Genomic DNA, 20,905 nt, shown 5'->3' with positions numbered 1-20,905 from the left:
CAGTAGTGCCCTCCCCCGTACGGAGGAGCGCGCGTCCTACCCCGGAAGCAGCCCCCGGACCTGCGGCGGAAGCAGATCCGGTCACCCGTGCGGTCCGCGGCGGCGGGCCGCGGGCCGGTGGGCGAAGTAGCGTGATGTGCCTGACCCGTCCGCTGACGTGCGGTTCGGGAGGATCCGACCCGATCGGTGCTGCTTTCGCAGCCCGCCGCCGGAGGTGCCCCATGGGCGTTCCAGCCGCCCGCATCGTGTTCGACGAGAGCGACCGTGCGGCCGTCGCCGAAGCGGTGACCGAGATGCTCACCACCGGCGCGCTGACCCTCGGTCCGTGGACCGAGCGCTTCGAGCAGGCCTTCGCCACCGAGCACGGCGCCTCGCACGCCGTCGCGGTGAGCAGCGGCACCGCGGCGCTGGAGGTGATCCTGCGCGGCATCGACGTCCGGGGCCGCGACGTGGTCGTCCCCGCCGTCACCTTCTACGCGACCGCCGGCGCGGTGGTGCACGCGGGCGGGCGTCCGGTCTTCGCCGACGTCGACCCGGCCACCCTCGCGCTCTCCCCCGAGACCCTGGAGGCGGCGCTCACCCCGGACACCGCCGCCGTCGTCCTGGTGCACATCGGCGGGCTGGTCGGCCCGCAGGTCACCGCGGTGCGGGCGCTGTGCGACCGGCGCGGTATCCCGCTGGTCGAGGACGCCGCGCACGCCCACGGCAGCAGCTTCGACGGGCGCGCCGCCGGGACCTTCGGCCTGGCCGGGGCCTTCTCCTTCTACCCGACCAAGGTCACCACCAGCGGCGAGGGCGGGATGATCCTCACCGAGTCGCCGGAGCTGCGCGACGAGGCCCGGGTCTACCGCGACCAGGGCAAGGGCTCCTTCACCACCAACCACCACGTGAAGCTCGGCTACTCCTGGCGGATGAGCGAGCCGCACGCCGCGATCGGGGCGGTGCACCTGCGCCGGCTGAAGGAGTTCATCGAGACCCGCCGGGCCGTCGCCCGCCGCTACGACGCGGCGCTGGCCGGGCTGGACGGCCTCGACCCCGTGCTCGAACCGCCCGGCTGCCGGGGCAACTACTACAAGTACGTGGCGCTGCTGCCGCCCGGGGTGGACCGCGCGGAGTTCAAACGGGCGGTGGCCGAGGAGCACGGGGTGCGGCTGTCCGGCGAGGTCTACGACCTGCCGCTGCACCTCCAGCCGGTGCTCGCCCCGTACCGGCGCGGGCCGCTGCCGGTGGCCGAGGACGTCTGCGCCCGGCAGGTCTGCCTGCCGGTGCACTCCGACATGACCGAGGACGAGACGGAGCAGGTGGTCGACGCCGTCTCCGCGGTGTACCGGCGCCTGGCCGGGTAGCCGGAGCGAAGGGAGCAGGATCGTGCGGATAGCCGTCACCGGAGGCTGCGGGTTCATCGGTTCACACGTCGTGGACCACCTGATCGCGGCCGGCCACGACGTCCTCGCGGTGGACACCACCGACAAGTACCTCAACCCGGACGCCGAGCACGCGCGGCTCGACATCCTCGACCTCGGGGCCCTCACCGCGGCGCTGGCCGGCAGCGAGGTGGTCTACCACCTGGCCGCCATGGCCGACGTCGAGCAGGTCTCCGCCGACCCCGTCCGCGCGGTGCGGACCAACATCGACGGCACCGAGGCCGTCCTGGAGGCCGCCCGGCGCAGCGGCCTGAGCCGGACCGTGCTGGCGAGCACCGTCTGGGTCTACGGAGCCGCCCTCACCGACGGGCAGATCGACGGCGGCGAACAGGAGCTGGACGAGCACGTGCCGATCGAGCTGGAGCACAGCGGCCATCTGTACGTCGCGACCAAGCTCGCCGCCGAGATGCTGGTGCACAGCTACCGCGAGCTCTACGGGCAGCACTTCACCATCCTGCGCTACGGCATCCCGTACGGCCCCCGGATGCGGGACGAGCTGGTCGTCGCCCGGTTCGTCCAGGCCGCGCTGACCGGCCAGCCGATCACCATCGCCGGGGACGGCCGGCAGAGCCGCAACTTCGTCTACGTCGAGGACCTCGCCGACGCCCACGTCCGGGCCCTCTCCCCCGCCGCCGAGGACCAGACCTTCGCGCTGGAGGGCTCGGCGGCCGTCTCGGTGCGGGACATCGCCGACACCGTGGACGCCCTGCTGGGGCCCGTCACCATCGAGCACATCGACGGGCGGAAGGCCGACTACGCGGGGCGGCGGATCTCCTCGGCACAGGCCAAGCGGCTGCTGGGCTGGTCGCCGAGCACCAACTTCACCGCCGGCGTGCGGCAGTACGCGGACTGGTACCGGGCCGCCGTCGGCTCGGCCGCCGGCGCCTGACGGGGGCCGCCCGGTGCCGCACGCCCTGCTGGTCTCCGGCTCGCTCGGGCAGGGCCACGACGTGATGGCGCAGGCCTGCGCGGACACCCTGCGGGAACGCGGCTGGACCACCGGCACGGTCGACGCCATGGCCCTGCTCGGGCAGCGCTCCGGCGCGGCCGGGGAGGCGGTGTTCCGCCGGCTGCTCGACCTGCCCGGGGTGTACGACGCCTTCCACTTCTCGGCGCTGCGGCCGGGCGCCCGGCTCGCCCTGCTCGCCGACGCGGCGGCCCGCGCCCGGCTGGTCCCGGCGCTGCGGGAGCTGATCGCGGCGCAGCGGCCGCAGCTGGTGGTCTCGGTGTTCGCCACCGCGACCTCGGCGGTCAACCGGCTGCTGCGGCAGGCACCGGAGCGGGAGTTCCGGCACTTCGTGTTCTGCACCGACGTGACGCCGCACCGGCTCTGGGTGCAGGAGGGGACGGACCTGTTCCTGGTCACCTCGGAGGTCGCGGCGTGCGCGGTGCGGCGGTACCGGCCGGACGCCGACGTCGCCGTCGTGCCGGCGCCGCTGCGGCAGCCGTTCTACCGGCCGCCGGAACGGGCCGTGGCGCGCGCCGAGTTGGGCGTGCCGGCGGGCGCCGCCTGCGTGCTGCTGATGTCGGGCTCCTGGGGGCTCGGCCCGCTCGCCCGCACCGCCGCCTCGCTGGCCGCCGCCGGGCCGCACGTGCTCGCGGTGGCCGGGCGCAACCGGGAGCTGGAGCGCCGGCTGCGGACCGCCGCGCGCCGGGAGCCCCGGCTGCACCCCTTCGGCTACACCGACCGCGTCCCCGCGCTGATGGCCGCCGCCGACCTGGTGGTCACCAGCTCGGGCGACACCTGCAGCGAGGCCCGGGCGCTGGGCCGGCGGCTGCTGCTCCTCGACGTGGTGCAGGGGCACGGGCGCGACAACCTCCAGCACGAGCTGGAGCTCGGCCACGCCGACGTCGCCACCGCCCGCCCCGCCGAGGTGGTCCGCAACGCCCTGGCCGCCCTCGGCCGCCCCGAGCCCGCACCGTCCGCCGGCGCCACACCGGAGGCCTGGCAGGCCGGGTTCGGGGCGGCGCTGCGACGGATGGGGCTGGGCTAGCCGCGCGGGTGGTGGCCGGTGCGTCCGTCACCCCGGACGGTTCCCCACGCCCGACGGCACCCGGTGGTCGCGGAGGGGGCCGAGGGTGAGGCGGTGGGTGCGGCAGTAGGCGGCGATCAGTGGGAGGGCGGCGAGGGTGGCGCGCCAGGAGCCGGAGGCGGAGGTGCAGTCGGAGTCGTGCAGCAGGAGGGTGGCGCCGCCGGTGAGGCCGGGGCGGGCGGTCGCGTAGACGGACTCGCCGGTGGCCTCCGCCGTCCAGTCGCGGCCCCAGGCCGTCCACAGCACGCTGCGCAGGCCGAGTCGGCGGGCGGCCAGGGCCGGGCCGGCGGTCAGGACGCCGTACGGCGGGCGGTACCAGCGCGGGCGGGCGCCGCAGAGTTCGGTCACGGCCTCGCTGGCGCGGCGCAGTTCGCGCAGGTCGCGGGCGGGGGCCGGGTACCACTGCTGCCGGTGGTGCCAGCCGTGGACGGCCACCTCGTGGCCGCGCAGCACCAGCTCGCGGCCGAGCCCGGGGGCGCGCTCCAGCATCGCGCCGAGCAGGAAGAAGGTGGCGCGGGCGCCGAGTTCGTCCAGCGCGTCGAGGACGTACGGGGTGCTGGCCGGATCGGGGCCGTCGTCGAAGGTCAGGGCGACGTGGCCGGGCGCGGCGCCGTGTCCGGCGGTGCGGCGGGCCAGGGTGCGGCGCAGTGGCGGCAGGCGGACGGCGGCCGGGGCGAGGTGCAGGAACTCCGCGCCGACGGCGAGGGCAGTGGCGGCGACGGCGGCGGTGCCCGTCCGGTGCACGGCGGCGGCGCTCACTCGAAGCGGGCGGCCATCCGGCGGAACACGCCCGGTGCCACCCCGTGGAGGCGGGACGGGAAGCCGAGCCAGTGCGGGACGTAGAGGCGGTCGCGTTCGGTGGTGATGGTCGCCACCACCGCGTCCGCGACCCGGTCCGCCGGGACCAGCCTCGGCCAGTCGCGCTCGTACGGGGTGCCGCGCCGCTCGAAGAACGGGGTGTCCACCGCGCCGGGGAGCACCAGGCGCACCCCGACGCCCGTGCCGCGCAGCTCGTACCAGAGGCTCTCGGCGAACATCGTCAGCGCGCCCTTGGTGGCCGCGTAGCCGGACTCCTCCCGCGAGCCGACCTGGCCGACGATCGAGCCGAGCAGCACGATCCGGCCGCGGCGGCGCTCCAGCATGCCGGGCAGCAGCAGCCGGACCAGGCGCAGCGGGGCGGCGAGGTTGACCTCGATCATGCGGTCCAGGGTGTCGGAGGGCGTCTGCGCGTACGGGCCGCGCCAGCCCAGGCCGGCGCTCGCGACCAGGGCGTCCACCCGGCCGGTGTCGGCCAGGGCGGCCTCGGCGAGGCGGGCCGGGCCGTCCGGCTTGCTCAGGTCCTCGGGCAGGGCGCGGCCGCCGGTGCGGTCGGCGAGTTCGTCGAGGCGGGCGCGGTCGGTGCCGGAGAGCAGGGTGAGCCAGCCGGCGTCGGCCAGGCGGGTGGCGGTGGCGCGGCCGATCCCGGAGGAGGCGCCGGTGATCAACGCGACGGGGCGGTCGGCCGGGTCCGGCGGGGGCTTCAGGGCCTTCCGGTCCGCGGGAGCCGCGAGGTCGGTGACCTCCTTCGGGTCCGACCGCCGGGGTCGGGAGTGGGGCTCCTCCGCCATCGGGCACCTGCCGCTCTGTGACCGCCTAGCCGTCCGTTTTGTCCGGCAAGTCACCTTCGCACGGCGGAGCCGTCCGGGCTACCGGGGCGGTACGGCGGGCTCCGCCTCGGCGTCCCGGTGCGGGGCGGTCGGCTCCGCGGGCCCGCCCTCCGGCTCGCCGAAGCGGGAGAGCACGAACGTGCCGCCCACCGCCACCGCGAAGCCCGTCAGCGCGCACCACTCGAACCCGGGGCGCGCGGCGTCCCCGAGCACCGTCACGCCGACCAGCGCCGGGCCGAAGGTCTCGGTCACCGTCCCGGCGGCGGTCGCGGCCGTCACCGTGCCGCGTTGCAGGGCCAGGGCGTAGGCGAGGTAGCCGCCGAGGCCGCCGACGGCGAGGGCGTAGGCGGCCGGGTCGGTGAGCACGGCGACCGGGCCGGAGGCGTCCAGCACCCGCACGGCCAGGCTGGTCACGCCGAAGCCGGCCCCGGCCAGCAGTCCCAGGCCGGCCGCGGCCGCGTTGCCCTCCCGCCGCACCAGGACCAGGGTGGCGAGCAGCAGGACGGCGGTGGTGGCGAGCAGCGCCCAGTGGAAGGCGGGCGCGGCGTGGTCACGGCCCTCCCGGCCGGAGCCGAGCGCCAGTAGGGTCAGGCCGACGACCACGGCGAGGATGCCCGCGAGGTCGCCGCGGCGCAGCCGTGCGCCCAGCAGCCAGACGGCGGCCAGGGCGGTGACGGCCAGGCTGGCGTTGGTGACGGCCTGGACGAGGAAGAGCGGGAGGGTGCGCAGGGCGACGATGCTCAGCGCGAAGCCGACGATGTCCAGCAGGGTGCCGAGGAGGAACTGCCAGGACCGCGCCAGCGCGGCGAGCAGGCCCGCCCGGACCCGGTCGGCGCGCGGGGCCGACCGCGCCCCGCGCGCCTGGAAGACCGCCCCGAAGCCGAAGCAGACGGTCGCGACCAAGGCGGTGGTGAGTCCCAGCAGCATGCCTCTCCCAGCCTCCCGGGGCAGCGTCGATCCACCACCAGTCTGGGCCCGGGGGGACGGGGCCGCACGGGTGGAGCGGGTGGGACGGGAACGGGAGCGGCGCCGGACGGGATCGGCTGGGCCCGCCGGGTGGACCCGGGCGGCGCGCGGTTTGCCGACGGACGGTGTCGCGTCATCCCTGATCCATGATTCAGCACGCCATGCCGCTCGCCGCATCCGGTCTGAAGATCGACTGGGCCAGGATGCCGACCTACAACACGATCATGTCGGTGGCCGCCGGCGCCGGACTCCTGCTGGTGGTCGCCCTGGGGCGCCGACTCCTCGTCCAGGGGCGCAGCACCACGCTCGAGGGCTGGGCGCTGGCGTTCGGGGCCCTCGGGTTCACGCTCGTCACCACCGGCCTGCACATGACCCTGACCTGGCCGCTGGCCGGGCAGGGGTTCCCGTTCGACAACGTCATCTTCGGCGAACCCGCCCTGGCGTTCGGCGTCTTCCTGCTGACCGCCTCCTTCTACCTCTGGAAGCGCGGTAGCGAACTGCTCGCCGCGGACGGCGTCGACCGGACGGTCCGGGTGGCCGCGCCGATCTCGGTGTTCGTCTTCGGCATGGGGCTGGCCTGCTTCGGCATCGCCGCCGCGGGCTGGAAGTACACGCTCTTCGCCGCCCCGCCAGAGGAGCCGATCTCCGGGGAGTTCTCGGACTGGCCGTGGCTGGAGGCGAGCTTCATGTCCGGGCTGTACGTGCTGGTCGGCATCGGGGCACTGCTCTTCCCCTTCGCGCTGCGGGACCCCCGGCGGTGGATGAGCCCGGTGATCGGCGTCGTGTGGGGGCTGGCCGGCCTCGCCTTCCTGGCGTTCGGCGGGCTGAACTACTTCACCCACATCGGGCTCATCGTCAACACCATGTGACCGGCCGCGGGTGTGGCCGGGGCGCCCCCGTCACGGCCGGACGGCCACCCCCGCGTACAGCGAGACCTCCTCGGCGGCGACGGGCGCCTCGTCGGGGGACGGCCGCCACTGCGCGATGGGCACGAGCCCCGGCTCCAGGAGGGTCCAGCCGTCGAAGAAGCGGGCGATCCGCAGCCGGGTGCGGGCCTGGGCCGCGGTGCCGGCCGCCTCGTAGATCCGGGTCAGTGTGGCGATGTCCTCGGGTGCGAACTCGGGGCTGACGTGGGTGACCACCAGGGCGCTGCCCGGGACGAGGGCGGACTTGAGGTGCTCGACCAGCTCGTACGCGCCGTGGGTGTCGGGGACGAAGTGGAGCAGGGCGTTGAGGGAGAGCGCGACCGGGCGGGACAGGTCGAGGGTCTCCCGCAGTCCGGGGGCGGCGAGCAGCCGGGCCGGGTCGGTGGCGTCGGCCTCGACGTAGGCGGTGCGGCCCTCGGGGGTGCCGGTGAGCAGGGCCTGGGCGTGCGAGAGCACGATCGGGTCGTTGTCGGCGTAGACCACCCGGGCGTCCGGCCGGACGCCCTGGGCGACCTCGTGCAGGTTGGGCGAGGTGGGGATGCCGGTGCCGATGTCGAGGAACTGGTCGAAGCCGAGCTCGGCGAGGGCACGGGTCGAGCGCTGCATGAAGGAGCGGTTGACGCGGGCGGCGGCGCGCAGCCAGGGCGCGACGGCGAGGGCGTGTCCGGCGGCCTCGCGGTCGGCGGCGAAGTTGGTGAACCCGCCGAGGAAGTAGTCGTACATCCGCGCCGAGTGCGGAACGTTGAGCCGCAGGTCCACCCCGTCGTAGAGACCCATCCGTGTTCTCCCCCCGGTGCCGTGCCCGATCGATCCTCCCCGCCCACGATAGGCGCGGCCCCTCGTGTTCCGAACAGCTTCCGGGCATTCCAACCAACCGCTGGTTCCCATGAGATGACAATCTGTATTCGGATTGCAGCCTGGAGTGACAGGCCTGATGGAATGAGGATGGGCGCAGACAGCCCGACCCTCGGGTGGCCCGGTGCGCAGCCGGCGGCCACGGAAAGCAGGCCCGATGACGATCGACAGGGGCGCCCCGACGCGCAGGCACCGGGGCGGAACGGCCGTGGCGTACCTCCACGGGACGGCGGCGGAGCCGACGGCCGACACCGACCCCGGACTCCGCTCCGACCCCGAACTTCGCCTGGGCCTCCCCTACGCGGCCTTCTGCGAGACCCACGAACCCGCCTGGCGCGCCCTGGCCCTGACCCGGATAGGCAGCCAGTCCGACGCGGAGCTGGTGGTCACGGCGGTGAAGGCCGACCTGGCCCGCTGCTGGTCGCAGGTGCTCCGGTTCGAGGAACCGGCCGCGTACGCCTGGCGGTTGGCCAATCGGCACGTCGCGGACTGGGTGGCCTCCGAGGAGCCGGTCGAGGTGGAGGCGGTCACCTTCGCGGCGGTGATCGGCGCCTTCAAGCAGGTGGCGAAGGGGCTGCTGCACAGCGAGGCGGACGAGGTGCGGCTGTACGCGGCGATCCTCGAACTGCCGGACCGGCAGCGGGACGTGGTGATCCTGCGGTACCTGCTCGGCCTGCACGTCAAGGTGATCGCGGCGTATCTGGGGCGGCCGGTGGCGACGGTGCACTCCAACCTCCGGCACGCCCGGGAGAGGCTGGCCCGCCGGCTCGGGGTGGGCGAACTCCCGGACGGCGGCGGCGAGCTGTGACGGCGACACCGGAGGACCGGGCCCCGGACGGACCGGGCCGGGCCGACGGCGGGCGCACGGTGTTCCGCGTCCCGCGGCCCGAACGCGCCCATGCGGAGCGGATCGCCGCCGTGCGCCGGGCGCGGCTCACGGCCGCGCCCGCGCACCTGCCGTCGGAGCACGAGCAGGCGGCGTTCGAACTCGGCCTGGTGGTAGCCCTGGTGCTGGGCGCGCCGGACGCCTCGCGCGGACTCGACCTGCTGGTGAACGCGCGCCGGATCCAGCCGGAGGGGGCCGAGGTGTTCGGCGCGCTGCTGTACGCGACCGGCAAGGAGGAGGGCGCCGAGTTCTGGTGGCGCTTCGCGGCCGGCTCCGGCAGCGGGACGGCCGCGTACTGCCTGCACCTGCACCACCTGATGCTCGGCGAGACCGACGACGCCGACTACTGGCGGGCCTGGTCGGACCAGCTGGCCACGGCCGAACGGCCGCCCGGGCCACGGGCATTGCGGATGAACCGGCCGCTGCTGCCGGACGACGTGCGGCGCGACATCCTCGCCCGGGTGCACCACGGGCTGGCCCCGCAGCTGCCGCCCGCCCTGGTCGCGGTGATCGACCGGCTGCCGGTGCAGGACGGCGGCGAGGAGGAGGTGCCGAGCCCCTGGGGGCTCACCTCGGGGGCGACCTCCGCCTGTTCCTGGGAGGACCTTCCGTGGGACCCGGTGGATGATCACGACGACCCGTGGGGGTGAGCGCCGTTGGGGCCGCCGTGATCATCCCTTCAGGTGAGCACGGACAGCCGGGCGGCGACGGCCGGGTCGCGCCCGCTGCCCGCCTCGGTCCGCTCCCCCGCCGGGGCGGCGTGCCGGACGACGTAGTGGTGCGGCGCCATCGCGGTGTCGCGTCCGGGTAGGGCGGCGACCACCGCACGGTGGGCCTCGACCGGGCCGAACGAGGGGTCACCGGTCGCCAGTTCCACCACCAACTTCCCCTCCTCCTCGGAGAGTCGGTGCTCCCCGAGGGCGGTCCGCAGCAGTTCGCGGACGGCCGCGAGGTCGATCCAGGCGCCGTCGACCAGCCGCCATTCGCCGCCCCTTTCACCCCCCGGCGGGCCGAGCACGGCCGGCAGGTCGGACAGCAGCACCGGGCCCTCGGCGGCGGCCGCGAGCAGGGCCGGCAGGGCCCGGGCGAAGCCCTCGGTCTCCTCGGGGTCGAGCACCTGGGGGCAGGCGATCAGGGCGAAATCGAGGCTGCCGGTGATCCGCAGGATGGTGAACATCAGCCGGACCGGCAGCGGCGGGGCGGGCAGGACGGTGAGTTCGGGGTCGACGGCCGGGGGCGGCTGGGCGTCGGCGACGGCGGCCGGGATGGTGAGGCTCAGGTCGTTGACGACCACCTGGCGGGAGAACCGGGCCCCGCGCAGGTGGGCGGCGTCGTCCACCAGCTGCCAGACCTGCTGGGCGTCCAGGGTGCTGTGCCAGTAGGCGCTCAGCGAGGCGGACTTGGCGCGGCCGATCAGCTGGTCGAGGTCGGCCGCGCCGGTGTCGAGCAGGACCAGCGCGTCCTGCGCGAGGGTGCCCACGTGGTCGATCAGGGCGGCGCGCTGGCGGTTGGCGGAGAGCGCCGAGAGCACCAGCTCGCGGCTGCCGGACCGGTGGGCGACCAGCGCGGCGAAGGCGGCGAGCAGGACGACCGACGGACTGGCGCCGGTGCGCCGGCAGACGGCGGCGAGGTGGTCCGCGGCGGTGCGCGAGCGGACCAGCAGGGCGCTGTGGTCGCCGGGCGGGCCGGTGATCCGCGCGTCGGCGAAGACGACCTGCGGGCCGGCGGTCAGGACCCGGGCCCAGTGCCGCAGCGCGGCCGCGGCCCTGCGGCGGCCCTGGGCGCTCTGCTCCGCGACGGCGACCTCCAGCGGGGTCGGAGCGGTGACCGGCGGCAGCTCCTTCCCGGCGGCGAGGGCATGCCAGTCCTGGATCAGCACCGCGGTGGCGGCGCCGTCGGCACCCGCGTGGCAGACCACGGCGACCAGCCGCAGCAGCCGCTCGCCCGCGGCGAGCATGGTGAACCGGACCCGCGGCGGAGCCTCGAGGGGCACCGGGAGGGCGACATCCGCCCGGCCCAACTCGGCGGCCAGCGCGTCCAGTTCAGCATCGCTCCGATTGCCGGCCTCGACCACCGTGACGGCGAACCAGCCGTTCCGGTGCACCACCTGGCGGTCCGGGAAGCCGTCCGGGCCGGGGCCCGCGGGAAAGGAGGTCCGCAGCGACTCGTGGCGTTCGACCAGCAGGCGCAGGGCGACCAGCCCGGCGGGGACCGAGACGCCGTCGGGCACCGGCCAGACGGAGTCCTTGTTGATCCCCTCGGGCGGGTCGCGCCGGATGCAGAGGACCATGTTGCCCTGGCCCCGGGTGAGCGGGCCGGAGCCGCCGCCCTCGACGGCGTACCGGACGGTGATCCGCCTGGGGGTCGCTGTCGTGCCGCGCGGTGTCGCGCCGAGTGACGTCGGATCGTTCGGTGGGGCGTCCTGCGGTGTCACGTCGTACGCGCCTTTCGGCTCGCCGGGGAGGACCGGGGAGGGTTCGGCAGGGGGTGTGACCGGGACGCTACCAGCGCCCTCGCGAGCTGGTCCAGACCAAACCTCGACGGGCCCGATCCATCGTCAATTTTCTTTCCACAGGCGGCAGTTGACATGTATCGGCGATTCCCCGAGGGCCGCCACGGTAGCCCGGAACGGCTCCACCACGGGAACGTCGCGGAGCCGGGACGGGCCGGTGCCGAGCCCGCCCGGGTCGGCCACCAGCACCGGCGAGGGGCCGCCCACGGGCACGCCGAAGGACTGCGCGAGCCGCCCGCCGTACGCCTTGACGCAGGCCTCGCGGCGGCACCACAGGGTGGTGAACCGCGCCGCCCGCTCGGCCGGTTCGACGGGCTCGGCGACGAACCGCGCCTCCTCGGACGGGAACCAGCGGGCGGCCATCCGCTCGGCCGTCCGGGGGTCGTGGAGCCGCTCGACGTCGACGCCGACCGCCCGCCCCTCGGCGAGGGCCAGCGCCGCGAACGCCCCCGAGGCCGACCAGCTGACCCGCAGCCGACCGGCCGCCGCGGGCTCGGGCTTGCCGTGCGGACCGTACCGCCAGACCAGTGCGGCCGGGGGCACGCCGAGCCGGGCGGCGACCAGCCGCCGGACGGCGCCGCGCACCACGGTGAAGCGCTCGCCCGCCCCTGGGTCCATCCGCGCCGCCCGGGCACGTTCGTCCGGGTCGAGCAGCGGCCACAACTCAGCGGCCGGCAGAGCCGGTTGACGCGTATCGATCAGCCAGAGGTCGATCGCCGTCACGGCAGGGCCAGCGTGCTGAGCACGCCGAGCCGGCGGTCGTACCCGGCCAGCAGCGCGGGCCGGCCGTCCGCCCGCCAGCGCGGGAGGTGGTCGGCCAGCTCCGCCCAGAGTCCGGTGAACGGCTGGGCCGGCGGGGGCTCCCCGGCGCCGAAGCCGGGGCCGAGCAGGAGCGCCGCCTCCGGCCCGAGCTTCTCGGCCTCGGCCCGGACCGCCTCCGCCGGGGAGGCCTCGCCCCGGGTCTGCCGGACGGCCAGGCCCTCGCCGGGGGCCTCCTCGCAGACCAGCACCACCACCGCGTGCCGCTCCGGCAACGGCACCGGCCCGGACGGTTCGTAGTGCAGCGCGCTCTGTTCGGCGAGCACCACCACGGCCCGGCGGCAGGTGCCGGTGCGCTGGTGGGCGGCGGCCAGCCGCAGCGCGGTGAAGGCCGCCGCGCCGCCCTGGTCGCAGACCGCGAAGGAGAGCGGGCTCCCCGGGACGGACCGGCTGAGCGCCAACGAGGACGGCGCGCCGGGCCGGACGTCCGGGGTGTCGAAGGCCAGGATCAGCAGGTCCGCCGGCTCGTCCTCGGCCAGCGCCTCGCGCAGCGGTCCGGCGGCCAGCTCCTCGTAGGAGTGGCCGACGCCCTCGCCCAGCAGGTCCTCGCGCAACGGCAGGCCGTAGGGGCGGACGAGGTCGGAGACGAAGACCCGCAGGTCCGGGTGGAGCGAGGTCTCCGAGCGGCCGTCGGAGCGGCGGGCGAGCACCCGGGTGATCCGCAGGCCGGTGGGACCGGGGGCCACCCGGTCAGTCCTCGGGGATGACGTGCCCGGCGACGTAGTCGGCCAGCCTGGTGACCGACCGCAGGTCGTCCTCGGTGATCTGCTCGACGTCCACCTGGATGTCGAGCGACTCCTCCAGCTCCAGGATCAGCTCGATGGTGCCGGCCGAGGTGAGGCCGAGGTCGTCGAAGAGGCAGGCGTCCTGCGGGATCTCGGGCAGTTCGCGCTTGAGGACGCGCGGCAGGAGCTCGCCGATGCCGTGCAGGATGCGCTCGCGCAGTTCGGGGTCGGTGGTCTGGACCGCGGCTTCTGACATGGGTGTCCCGTCCCGTCGTACGTGGGATGTGTGCTCCGGGGCTTGCAGGCGCCCCGGGGCTCTGGGGTGGTGTGGGAAATGTGGTGTGGGAAATGCGGCGTCGCTGTGCGGACGACGGCCGCCGGAGGAGTCGGCGGGCCGTCAGTACCGCATGGCCATCGCGGAGAACGTGGCTCCGACACCGGCGGCGGCGATCAGGTAGTGGTCGCCGCGGCGGAGCAGCCCCCGCGTGGTGGCGGTGTGGAGATTGATGAGGCTGTCTGAGGCGAAACTGTGCCCGACCGACCGCACGTTGTCCAGCACGACTTTCTCGACCGGATAGCCGATCCGGCGCGCGATCATCCGCCAGGACGCCTGGTTGACGTTGTGCGGCAGGATCGCGGCCAGGTCGGAGAGGTCCAGACCGGCCTGGTCCAGGGCGGCCTCGATCGCCTCCACCATCACGTTCGGGTACTCGCGCTGGTAGCGGGCGAGCAGGTCCGGGTCCTCGGCCAGCCGGCCGTCGAACTCCGGGCGCTGGCGCACCGCGAAGGAGAGCATCCGGTGGCGCTCGCCGTCGGCGCTGACCAGGCAGGCGGCCGCGCCCTCGGCGAAGATGCCGGTCTCGGGCACCACCTGGGCGTCCCTGGTGAAGGTCTTCTCGCCGGTCAGCACCAGGGCGAGCGCCGCCGGGTCGGGTTCGGCCGCGAGCAGCCGGCCGGCCAGGTCGATGGCCAGCAGGCCCACCGCGCAGGCGTGGTGGGTCACCGTGAAGGCGTCGGCGTGCGCCAGGCCACGGGTTTCGAGCAGGTCGTGCAGCGGGTTGAGCGGATGGGGCACCGCCACCGGCATGCTGCGGGCATGGATCACGAAGCGGACGTCGCGTTCGCGTCCGCGCAGCTCCGGCAGGTTGTCCAGGGCGGCTTCGAGCAGGTCGGGCAGCGTCCCGGTCGGATCCAGACGTAGCTGGTCCAGGCCGTGGAAGCGGCGGAAGAGACGGAGTTGACGTGGGGTCAGGCCGATGCGCTCGCCCACCGCCTCGATGGGAACGGCGTGTGGGGGGAGGTGGACGGCCACTGCCTCCAGTGCGGTCACCCGGGCTAGTATTCCGACGCCCGCCGGGTCGCACAAGTGATCCCGGGCCCCTCCACCGTCGCCGCCGCTCCCCGGAAGCCGCCAACTGCGCTCCGGCGCGGCCGCGTTCACCCCCGTGCCGTCGAGCAGGTGGGAGATCTCTCATGCCGAACCCTGAACCCCTCCACCCCGACGCCCCGTTGGACCCGGAGCTGGTGGCCCTGCTGGTCGAGGCGGCCGGCGCGCCGCCCGACTGGGCGCGCCACGTCACCCCGGACGCCCGACTGGACGGCGACCTGCTGCTGGACGAGGACGAACTCGCCGATCTGTCGCTACGGCTGCGCGAGCACTTCGGTCCGCGGGCCGACCTGGCCGCGCTGCGCGCCGGGCTGGACCTGGCCGCCCTGGAGGCCCTGACCGTCGCCGACCTGCGGCGACTGCTCCCCGAGGAGGACGCGCGATGACCCGGTTCCTGCTGGTGATGCCGCCGTTGACCGGCCACGTCAACCCGGCCGCGGGCATCGCCGCCGAGCTGACCGCACGCGGCCACCAGGTCGCCTGGACCGGCACCGAGTCCGTGCTGCGCCCACTGCTCGGCCCGCACGCCGAGGTGCTCGGCACCGGCACCCGGGCGTTCCGGGCCCAGGGCGGGCACGGGCTGGCCGCGCTGCGCACGCTCTGGGAGGGCTTCATCGTCCCGTACGCGCGGTTCACCGCGAAGCCGCTGGACGCGATCGTGCGGGAGTGGCGGCCGGACGTCCTGCTGGTCGACCAGCACACCCCGGCGGGCGCGCTGGTCGCGCACCGGCACGGGCTGCCGTGGGCGTCCTTCGCGCCGGGGGCGATGGAACTGGGGCGCCCCTACCGGGCGTTGCCGCAGGTCGAGGCCTGGATGGCCGGGCTGCTGCGCGGGCTGTGGGAGCGCGCCGCGCTGCCTCCGGAGGAGTACCTGGACCCGCGCTTCTCCCCCGCCCTGGTGCTGGCGACCACCGGTCCGGCGCTGACCGGTTCGGCCCCGCCGCCGGAGCACGCGCTGGTCGGGCCGGTGCTGTCGGTACGGCCGCACGACCCGGACTTCCCGTGGGAGCGGCTGCTGCCCGGCCGGCGGCGGGTGCTGGTCACCATGGGCACGCTGGCCGGCGAGCTGGGCGCGGACTTCCTGGCCCGGTCCGTCCGGGCGCTGGAGCTGTGCGGCGGCGACGTGCAGCCGGTGTTCGCCGCGCCGCGCGGGCTGCTGCCCGAACTCCCGCCCCGGGCCGTGGCGGTGGACCGGGCGCCGGTGCTGGAGCTGATGGCGCGCGGCGAGCTGGACGCGGTGCTCTGCCACGGCGGGATGAACACCGTGGGCGAGGCGCTGGCGCACGGCCTGCCGCTGGTCACCGCGCCGATCCGGCACGACCAGCCGGTCGTGGCCGGCCAGGTGGCGGCGGCCGGCGCGGGGCTGCGGGTGCCGTTCGCGCGCGTCGCGCCGGAACGGCTGGCGGGCGCGCTGCGGGCCGTACTCGACTCCACGGAGTACCGGCGGCGGGCGGTTCAGGTCGGCGCGGAACTGCTGGCCGGGGGCGGTGCGGTGGTCGCGGCGGACCGGCTGGAGGCGCTCGGCCGAACGGGCCCGGGCCGGCGCCCTGTAGCAGACCGGGAGACCGCACGTCCATTGGTCTAGGCCATTGTTTCCGGGGCGGGGTTCGCCCTAGGGTGTCGCAGCGGCACCGCCCTCCGCAGGTGCCGGGCCCCGCCTTCCCAGGTGCCGTGGCAGCCCATCCCCGCACGGGAGTTCCCGTTGATCGAGACCACGGGACTGCGCAAGTCCTACCGCAAGAAGACCTCCCGCCGCGGCGGCGACGACACCACCGTCGACGCCGTCCGCGGCATCGACCTGTCGGTCGCCGCCGGCGAGATCTACGGCTTCCTCGGCCCCAACGGCGCCGGGAAGACCACCACCCTGCGCATGCTGGCCACCCTGATCCGCCCCGACGGCGGACAGGCCGTCATCGCCGGGGCCGACCTGTTCACCGACCCCGCCGGGGTCCGCCGCCGGATCGGCTACGTCGCCCAGGGCGGCGGCACCACCGACAACGTCAGCGCCCGCGAGGAACTGGTGCTCCAGGCCCGGATGTACGGCGCGGCCAAGGCACAGGCCGGCCAGGCCGCCGCGGACGCGCTCAAGGCCTTCGACCTGACCGGGTTCGGAGACCGCCCGTGCGCCACCTACTCCGGCGGCCAGCGCCGCCGGGTGGACATCGCGCTCGGGGTGATCCACCAGCCGCGGGTGCTGTTCCTGGACGAGCCCACGGTCGGGCTGGACCCGGCCAGCCGGGCGTACGTCTGGGAGGAGATCCGCCGGCTGCGCACCGAGGGCATGACGGTGGTCGTCACCACCCACTACCTGGACGAGGCCGACGCGCTCTGCGACCGGGTCGCCATCGTCGACCACGGCCAGGTGGTGGCCGAGGGCACCCCCGAGGCGCTCAAGCGCGAGATCTCCGGCGACGTCGTGCTGGTCGGGCTGGACGCCGCGGAGGCCGCCTTCGAGCGCGCGGCCGCGGTGCTGCGCCCGCAGCCGTACCTGCACCGGCTGGAGCAGAACGGCGACGAGGGGCTGCGGCTGTACCTGGAGGACGGCGCCGCCGCCATCCCCCAGCTGCTGCGCGCGCTGGACGCGGCGGGCCTGACGCCCGGCACCGTGCAGCTCCAACGGCCCAGCCTGGACGACGTGTTCCTGGCCCGCACCGGGCGCTCGCTGCAGCAGTCCTGACCCGCACCGGGCGCCCGCCGCAGCAGTCCTGACCCGCAGCGGCCGCCCGCCGCGGCAGTCCCGCCCCCGCACCACCCGGACCCGCACCACCCGGACCCGCACACCTCCCTGGGGAGACCGTGAAGCTCGCCCGCGACACCTGGCTGGTCTTCCAGCGCCAGCTGCTGCTCATGATCCGCACCCCGATCTGGATCGCCGTCGGCATCATCCAGCCCGTGTTCTACCTCCTGCTGTTCGCCCCGCTGCTGAAGAAGGTGCTCGCCTCGGAAGGCGCGCGCAGCTACGCCGACGTCTACCAGGTGTACGTACCGGGCCTGTTGGCGGTGCTGTGCATCTTCGGCGGGCTGTACACCGGCTTCAGCCTGCTCGGCGAGCTCAGGTCCGGCATCATCGAGCGCTCGCGGGTGACCCCGGTGAGCCGGCTGGCGCTGCTGCTCGGGCGGGCGATGCGGGAGATGGTGGCGCTGCTGGTGCAGGCCGTCCTGATCACCCTGATCGCGCTGCCGTTCGGGCTGCGGGTGAGCCCGCTGAACCTGCTGCTCGCCTACCTGCTGCTGGGCCTGCTGGCGCTGATGACCTCGGCGATCTCCTTCGGCATCGCGCTGATGGTGCCGACCGACGCGGCGATGTCCCCGGTGGTCAACACCATCGCGCAGCCGATCGCGCTGCTGTCCGGGGTGCTGCTGCCGCTCACCCTGGCGCCGGAGTGGCAGCAGCAGGCGGCCAGGTGGAACCCCTTCTACTGGGCGGTGGAGGGCATGCGCGCGCTGTTCTCCGGGCACGCCGGGGACGACGTGGTCTGGCAGGGGCTGCTGGTGGTCACGGTGATGACCGTCCTGGCGGTGTACTGGTCGGCCCGGCTGTTCTCCACCCGGGTGCGCTGACGGACGGCACGGAGGGGCCCGGCTCGCGATGAGCCGGGCCCCTCCGTCGTCCCCGTCGCGACCTCAGGCGGTCAGGAAGGCCGCCAGCTTCGCCACGCCGTCGATGATCTGCGCCTGCGTCAGCGAGCTGACGGACAGCCGCAGCCGGTGCTCGCCGCCGCCCGCCGGATAGAACGGCGCCATCGGCGTCCAGAGCACCCCGTGGTCGCGCGCGCAGCGCTCCATGGCCGCCTCGTCGGCGACGAACGGCACCGTCAGCACGGCGAAGAAGCCGCCGTCCGGCCGGGTCCAGGAGATGCCCAGCCGGCGCCGCACGGAGGCCGGGAAGTGCCGGTCCAGCTCCCGCAGCAGGGTGTCCATGCCCGCCGCGTAGTGGGCCGTGGCAGGGGCGTTGGCGGCCCGCAGGCGGCAGTCGTGGGTCAGCAGCATGCCGCCGATGACGGCCTGGCTGAGCGCGGGCGTGTTGACCGTCGTCATGCTCTTCAGCTTGGCCAGCTCGTCCGCGAGCAGGCTGCGCCGCCCGTCGGGGCCGGCCACCTCCTGGTCGGCGACCACGTAGCCGAGGCGGGCCCCGGGGAAGCAGGTCTTGGCGAACGAGCCCAGGTAGACGACCTGGCGGCGGCGGTCCAGCGCCTTGAGGGTGGGCCGCTGCCCCGGGGTGCGGGAGAAGAAGCCGTACGGGTTGTCCTCGACGACGAGCACGCCCTCCTCGGCCGCGGCCTCCAGCAGCCCGGTGCGGGCCGCGACCGGCATGCTGGTGCCGGAGGGGTTGGCGAAGTCCGGGACGACGTAGAGGGCGCGCGGACGGCGCCCCTCGGCCCGCACCGCGCGGGCGGCGGCGCGGACCGCCACCGGGTCGGGGCCGCCGTCCGGGCCCTCGGGGACGGGGCGGACGGTCAGGTCGAGCAGCCGGGCGGCGCCGGTGACGCCGACGTAGCAGGGCGAGCTCACCAGCAGGACGTCGTCCGGGCCGGCGCACAGGGCGCGCAGCGTCAGCAGCATGCCCTCCTGGGCGCCGACGGTGACCACCACGGCCCCCGGGTCGACGGTCAGGCCCTCGTCGTTGGCCAGCGCGCGGGCGACCAGCTCGTTGATGAGGCCCTTGGTCGGGCCGTACTGGAACAGCGCGGTGCGCACCGCGTCCCGGCCGAGGCCGCGGTCGGCCAGGTGGGCGAGGTAGGTCTCCAGGTAGGCCGGGACGTCCTCGGGCTCGAAGAAGCCCTCGTAGGGGCGGCCGGGGGCGAAGGAGACGGCGTCCGGGTAGCGGGTGGTGACCTCGTTGAGGAAGGTCATCGCGTCCAGCAGCGGATCGGCCAGGGAGGCGTGCAGGTCGTCCAGTCGGAGGTCCGCCGCGGCGCCTCCCGGAGCGAGCGGAGCCGTCACCGCAGCGCCTCCCGGAGACAGCCGGCCGCGAAGGCCTGGGCCTCGGCGGCGTCGTCCAGGGTGCCGGTCATGGCGAAGAAGCCGTGCGGCATGCCCGGGTAGCGGCGCAGCTCGACCGGGACCCCTGCCGCGCGCAGCGCCTCGGCGTACTGCTCGCCCTCGTCCCGCAGCGGGTCGTACTCGGCGGTCAGCACGGTGGCGGGCGGCAGGCCGGCCAGGGTGGCGGCGCGCAGCGGGGAGGCGTACGGGCTGGCGCCGTCGCCCCGGTCGGCCAGGTAGTGCCCCCAGTACCAGTCCACCGAGCGGCGGTTGAACAGTGCCGGGTCGTCGTGGTCGCGCAGCGACGGGGTGTCGGCGCCGTGGTCGGTGTTGGGGTAGACCAGCAGCTGGTGGCGCAGGGCGGGGCCGCCCTCGGCACGCAGCAGGAGGGTGAGCGCGGCGGCGAGGTTGCCGCCGGCGCTGTCGCCGGCGACCGCGATCCGGTCCGGGTCGACGCCGAACTCCTCGGCCCGTTCGACGAGTTGCAGCAGTGCGGCGCGGCTGTCGTGGAGCGCCGCGGGGAAGGGGTGCTCGGGAGCGAGCCGGTAGCCGACGGAGGCGGTGACGCAGCCGACGGCGTTGGTGAGCCGGCGGCAGATCGCGTCGCTGGTGTCGGGCGAGCCGAGCGTCCAGCCGCCGCCGAACAGGTAGAGCAGGGCGGGCAGTCGGCGGCCGGGCGGCTCGGGGCGGTAGAGCCTCAGGGCGAGTTCGCCGCCGGGGCCGGGGATGCAGTGCTCCTCGACGGCGGCGACCGGCTCGGGCGTGCCGGCCGCCGCGCGGATGTCCGCGAGGTCGGCGGCACGGGCCTCGGCGAGGGTGAGGGTGTAGAGCGGCGGGGTCCCGCTGCTCGCGCGCCGGGCGCGCAGCGCCTCGGCCTGGGGGTGCAGGGGCATGGGCGGATCCGTTCGGTGCGCGGGGCTCGGCGGCGGGTTCAGCAGTCTGCCTCGACGTACACGGTCTCGTCGGTGCGGAAGGCCGTGTCGAGGTCGGCGACGTCCGGACGGGCGCCCTGCCGGTAGGCGCATGGACGGATGCCGTCGGGGTCGAAGCCGGCCCGGGTGAGGACGTGCCGCAGCTCGTCCAGGTCGTAGATCCACTGGTGCCCGAAGTACCGGAAGATCTGGTTCACCAGGAAGGCGGGGCGCTCGGGCATCGGCGGGCCGAAGCCGAGGGTGGTCAGCCGGCGCCGGTGCTTGCCGAGGAAGCCGTCGCCGGTGGCGTAGCCGACCAGGTAGCGGGCGAGGTCGGGGGTGGTCAGGCGCAGGACGCCGCCGGGGCGCAGCACCCGGCGGGCCTCGCGCAGCCAGCCGACGGCGACCGGCATGGTGACGTGCTCGATCAGGTGCTCGGCGTACACCCAGTCGACGCTGGCGTCGGCGAAGGGCAGCGGTTCGGCGATGTCGAGCTGCGTGAACCAGCGGTCGGCGTCGACCCGGTAGAGGGTGCCGGGCGCGGTGGCGGCGTCGGGGCCGCGCAGGGTGGCGAGGTCGGTGCCGAGGCCCTCCGGGTGGGCGGTCCGGAAGGCGGCGAACTCGATTCCGGTGATGCCGAGTTCGCGCAGGCCCTGGTGGTCGCGCGGCAGCCCGCCGGGGTGCGCTTCGAGCGTGTCGCAGGTGGCGACCTGCTCGCTGAAGGCGTCCAGCCGGGGAGCCAGCCCGTCCGGGTCGTCCCAGTCCCAGCCCGGGAATCGTTCGTTCTGCTCGGTCATGTGTCGGACCTCCATGGGGGAGAACGCGGTTCGGG

General features: G+C 75.2%; 22 protein-coding genes. 10 read left to right on the top strand and 12 right to left on the bottom strand.

All coding sequences use genetic code 11. The features are described from left to right. Positions 1–221: 221 nt before the first annotated feature. The 3 genes from ACFVXH_RS22515 to ACFVXH_RS22505 are packed head-to-tail and all read left to right on the top strand — an operon-like array spanning position 222 to position 3,418. Positions 222–1,346, top strand: coding sequence for a DegT/DnrJ/EryC1/StrS family aminotransferase (locus tag ACFVXH_RS22515; protein WP_387826463.1), 1,125 nt, complete (start codon positions 222–224; stop codon positions 1,344–1,346). Positions 1,347–1,368: 22 nt separating this feature from the next. Next, complete coding sequence (locus tag ACFVXH_RS22510; protein ID WP_387826460.1) at positions 1,369–2,313, top strand: NAD-dependent epimerase/dehydratase family protein; 945 nt, start codon at positions 1,369–1,371, stop codon at positions 2,311–2,313. Between the two features lie 13 nt (positions 2,314–2,326). Then, on the top strand, positions 2,327–3,418 hold the full coding sequence (locus ACFVXH_RS22505; protein ID WP_380775971.1) for a hypothetical protein: 1,092 nt from the start codon (positions 2,327–2,329) through the stop codon (positions 3,416–3,418). Positions 3,419–3,445: 27 nt separating this feature from the next. On the opposite strand, the gene ACFVXH_RS22500 is transcribed toward ACFVXH_RS22505, so the two are convergent. The 3 genes from ACFVXH_RS22500 to ACFVXH_RS22490 all read right to left on the bottom strand — a co-directional run bounded on the left by ACFVXH_RS22500 (position 3,446) and on the right by ACFVXH_RS22490 (position 6,030). Continuing rightward, positions 3,446–4,216 (bottom strand): polysaccharide deacetylase family protein, encoded by a 771-nt coding sequence (locus tag ACFVXH_RS22500; protein ID WP_387826456.1) that lies wholly within the window; start codon positions 4,214–4,216, stop codon positions 3,446–3,448. Then, entirely contained in the window at positions 4,213–5,064 is an 852-nt protein-coding gene (locus ACFVXH_RS22495) for an SDR family oxidoreductase (RefSeq protein ID WP_074004863.1), read from the bottom strand. Before ACFVXH_RS22495 ends, ACFVXH_RS22500 begins: the two co-directional genes overlap by 4 nt. A gap of 78 nt (positions 5,065–5,142) precedes the next feature. Continuing rightward, positions 5,143–6,030 (bottom strand): DMT family transporter, encoded by an 888-nt coding sequence (locus ACFVXH_RS22490; RefSeq protein WP_049656234.1) that lies wholly within the window; start codon positions 6,028–6,030, stop codon positions 5,143–5,145. Between the two features lie 185 nt (positions 6,031–6,215). Between ACFVXH_RS22490 and ACFVXH_RS22485 the strand changes: the two genes are divergently transcribed. Further along, on the top strand, positions 6,216–6,938 hold the full coding sequence (locus tag ACFVXH_RS22485; protein WP_049656235.1) for a DUF981 domain-containing protein: 723 nt from the start codon (positions 6,216–6,218) through the stop codon (positions 6,936–6,938). Between the two features lie 30 nt (positions 6,939–6,968). Here ACFVXH_RS22485 and ACFVXH_RS22480 read toward each other — a convergent pair whose 3' ends face one another. Then, entirely contained in the window at positions 6,969–7,772 is an 804-nt protein-coding gene (locus ACFVXH_RS22480; RefSeq protein WP_117493005.1) for an SAM-dependent methyltransferase, read from the bottom strand. Between the two features lie 235 nt (positions 7,773–8,007). Here ACFVXH_RS22480 and ACFVXH_RS22475 point away from each other — a divergent pair, with 235 nt between their 5' ends. Together ACFVXH_RS22475 and ACFVXH_RS22470 are read left to right on the top strand one after the other, a co-directional pair. Next, positions 8,008–8,658 carry an RNA polymerase sigma factor gene (locus tag ACFVXH_RS22475; RefSeq protein WP_387826451.1) on the top strand — a complete coding sequence of 217 codons (651 nt, stop codon included), beginning with the start codon at positions 8,008–8,010 and terminating at the stop codon, positions 8,656–8,658. After that, complete coding sequence (locus ACFVXH_RS22470; protein ID WP_387826448.1) at positions 8,655–9,386, top strand: hypothetical protein; 732 nt, start codon at positions 8,655–8,657, stop codon at positions 9,384–9,386. Before ACFVXH_RS22475 ends, ACFVXH_RS22470 begins: the two co-directional genes overlap by 4 nt. Positions 9,387–9,415: 29 nt before the next feature. Here ACFVXH_RS22470 and ACFVXH_RS22465 read toward each other — a convergent pair whose 3' ends face one another. From ACFVXH_RS22465 to ACFVXH_RS22445, 5 genes are all read right to left on the bottom strand, one after another. After that, positions 9,416–11,170 (bottom strand): condensation domain-containing protein, encoded by a 1,755-nt coding sequence (locus tag ACFVXH_RS22465; RefSeq protein WP_387826446.1) that lies wholly within the window; start codon positions 11,168–11,170, stop codon positions 9,416–9,418. A gap of 123 nt (positions 11,171–11,293) precedes the next feature. Further along, complete coding sequence (locus tag ACFVXH_RS22460; RefSeq protein ID WP_387826443.1) at positions 11,294–11,971, bottom strand: 4'-phosphopantetheinyl transferase family protein; 678 nt, start codon at positions 11,969–11,971, stop codon at positions 11,294–11,296. Next, on the bottom strand, positions 11,968–12,753 hold the full coding sequence (locus ACFVXH_RS22455) for a hypothetical protein (protein ID WP_380775949.1): 786 nt from the start codon (positions 12,751–12,753) through the stop codon (positions 11,968–11,970). The genes ACFVXH_RS22460 and ACFVXH_RS22455 overlap by 4 nt, the downstream gene beginning before the upstream one ends. Before the next feature lie 4 nt (positions 12,754–12,757). Next, complete coding sequence (locus ACFVXH_RS22450) at positions 12,758–13,048, bottom strand: phosphopantetheine-binding protein (protein ID WP_049653836.1); 291 nt, start codon at positions 13,046–13,048, stop codon at positions 12,758–12,760. Positions 13,049–13,189: 141 nt separating this feature from the next. Beyond that, complete coding sequence (locus ACFVXH_RS22445; RefSeq protein ID WP_049653834.1) at positions 13,190–14,122, bottom strand: 3-oxoacyl-[acyl-carrier-protein] synthase III C-terminal domain-containing protein; 933 nt, start codon at positions 14,120–14,122, stop codon at positions 13,190–13,192. A gap of 143 nt (positions 14,123–14,265) precedes the next feature. On the opposite strand from ACFVXH_RS22445, the gene ACFVXH_RS22440 reads away from it, so the two are divergent. From ACFVXH_RS22440 to ACFVXH_RS22425, 4 genes are all read left to right on the top strand, one after another. Next, positions 14,266–14,565: a hypothetical protein gene (locus ACFVXH_RS22440; RefSeq protein WP_387826439.1), complete on the top strand. Its 300-nt coding sequence runs from the start codon at positions 14,266–14,268 to the stop codon at positions 14,563–14,565. Next, positions 14,562–15,764, top strand: a complete 1,203-nt coding sequence (locus ACFVXH_RS22435) for a glycosyltransferase (RefSeq protein ID WP_074004869.1) — start codon at positions 14,562–14,564, stop codon at positions 15,762–15,764. The genes ACFVXH_RS22440 and ACFVXH_RS22435 overlap by 4 nt, the downstream gene beginning before the upstream one ends. A gap of 117 nt (positions 15,765–15,881) precedes the next feature. Then, entirely contained in the window at positions 15,882–16,856 is a 975-nt protein-coding gene (locus tag ACFVXH_RS22430; protein WP_049653828.1) for an ATP-binding cassette domain-containing protein, read from the top strand. Positions 16,857–16,975: 119 nt separating this feature from the next. After that, positions 16,976–17,740 (top strand): ABC transporter permease, encoded by a 765-nt coding sequence (locus tag ACFVXH_RS22425; protein WP_074004870.1) that lies wholly within the window; start codon positions 16,976–16,978, stop codon positions 17,738–17,740. Positions 17,741–17,803: 63 nt separating this feature from the next. Here the strand turns inward: ACFVXH_RS22425 and ACFVXH_RS22420 are convergent, their stop codons facing one another. Genes ACFVXH_RS22420 through ACFVXH_RS22410 form a run of 3 tightly spaced genes read right to left on the bottom strand, consistent with a single transcriptional unit; the run spans position 17,804 to position 20,870 of the window. Continuing rightward, on the bottom strand, positions 17,804–19,123 hold the full coding sequence (locus tag ACFVXH_RS22420; protein WP_387826434.1) for a PLP-dependent aminotransferase family protein: 1,320 nt from the start codon (positions 19,121–19,123) through the stop codon (positions 17,804–17,806). Then, positions 19,120–20,187: an alpha/beta hydrolase gene (locus ACFVXH_RS22415; protein ID WP_387826432.1), complete on the bottom strand. Its 1,068-nt coding sequence runs from the start codon at positions 20,185–20,187 to the stop codon at positions 19,120–19,122. The genes ACFVXH_RS22420 and ACFVXH_RS22415 overlap by 4 nt, the downstream gene beginning before the upstream one ends. Further along, entirely contained in the window at positions 20,094–20,870 is a 777-nt protein-coding gene (locus ACFVXH_RS22410) for a class I SAM-dependent methyltransferase (protein ID WP_387826429.1), read from the bottom strand. The genes ACFVXH_RS22415 and ACFVXH_RS22410 overlap by 94 nt, the downstream gene beginning before the upstream one ends. Positions 20,871–20,905: the final 35 nt, after the last annotated feature.

Source organism: Kitasatospora sp. NPDC058184 (assembly GCF_042883725.1).
Taxonomy (GTDB): domain Bacteria; phylum Actinomycetota; class Actinomycetes; order Streptomycetales; family Streptomycetaceae; genus Kitasatospora.
The sequence above is the reverse complement of the archived record's forward strand: the minus strand, read 5'-3'. Positions and strand labels throughout refer to the sequence as shown.

Coding starts and splice junctions, on each gene's coding strand:
- ACFVXH_RS22495 (WP_074004863.1), bottom strand. CDS start 5,064: ATGGCGGAGGAGCCCCACTCCCGACCCCGGCGGTCGGACCCGAAGGAG.
- ACFVXH_RS22485 (WP_049656235.1), top strand. CDS start 6,216: ATGATTCAGCACGCCATGCCGCTCGCCGCATCCGGTCTGAAGATCGAC.
- ACFVXH_RS22435 (WP_074004869.1), top strand. CDS start 14,562: ATGACCCGGTTCCTGCTGGTGATGCCGCCGTTGACCGGCCACGTCAAC.
- ACFVXH_RS22410 (WP_387826429.1), bottom strand. CDS start 20,870: ATGACCGAGCAGAACGAACGATTCCCGGGCTGGGACTGGGACGACCCG.
- ACFVXH_RS22490 (WP_049656234.1), bottom strand. CDS start 6,030: ATGCTGCTGGGACTCACCACCGCCTTGGTCGCGACCGTCTGCTTCGGC.
- ACFVXH_RS22440 (WP_387826439.1), top strand. CDS start 14,266: ATGCCGAACCCTGAACCCCTCCACCCCGACGCCCCGTTGGACCCGGAG.
- ACFVXH_RS22515 (WP_387826463.1), top strand. CDS start 222: ATGGGCGTTCCAGCCGCCCGCATCGTGTTCGACGAGAGCGACCGTGCG.
- ACFVXH_RS22475 (WP_387826451.1), top strand. CDS start 8,008: ATGACGATCGACAGGGGCGCCCCGACGCGCAGGCACCGGGGCGGAACG.
- ACFVXH_RS22450 (WP_049653836.1), bottom strand. CDS start 13,048: ATGTCAGAAGCCGCGGTCCAGACCACCGACCCCGAACTGCGCGAGCGC.
- ACFVXH_RS22415 (WP_387826432.1), bottom strand. CDS start 20,187: ATGCGCCTACCGGCAGGGCGCCCGTCCGGACGTCGCCGACCTCGACAC.
- ACFVXH_RS22480 (WP_117493005.1), bottom strand. CDS start 7,772: ATGGGTCTCTACGACGGGGTGGACCTGCGGCTCAACGTTCCGCACTCG.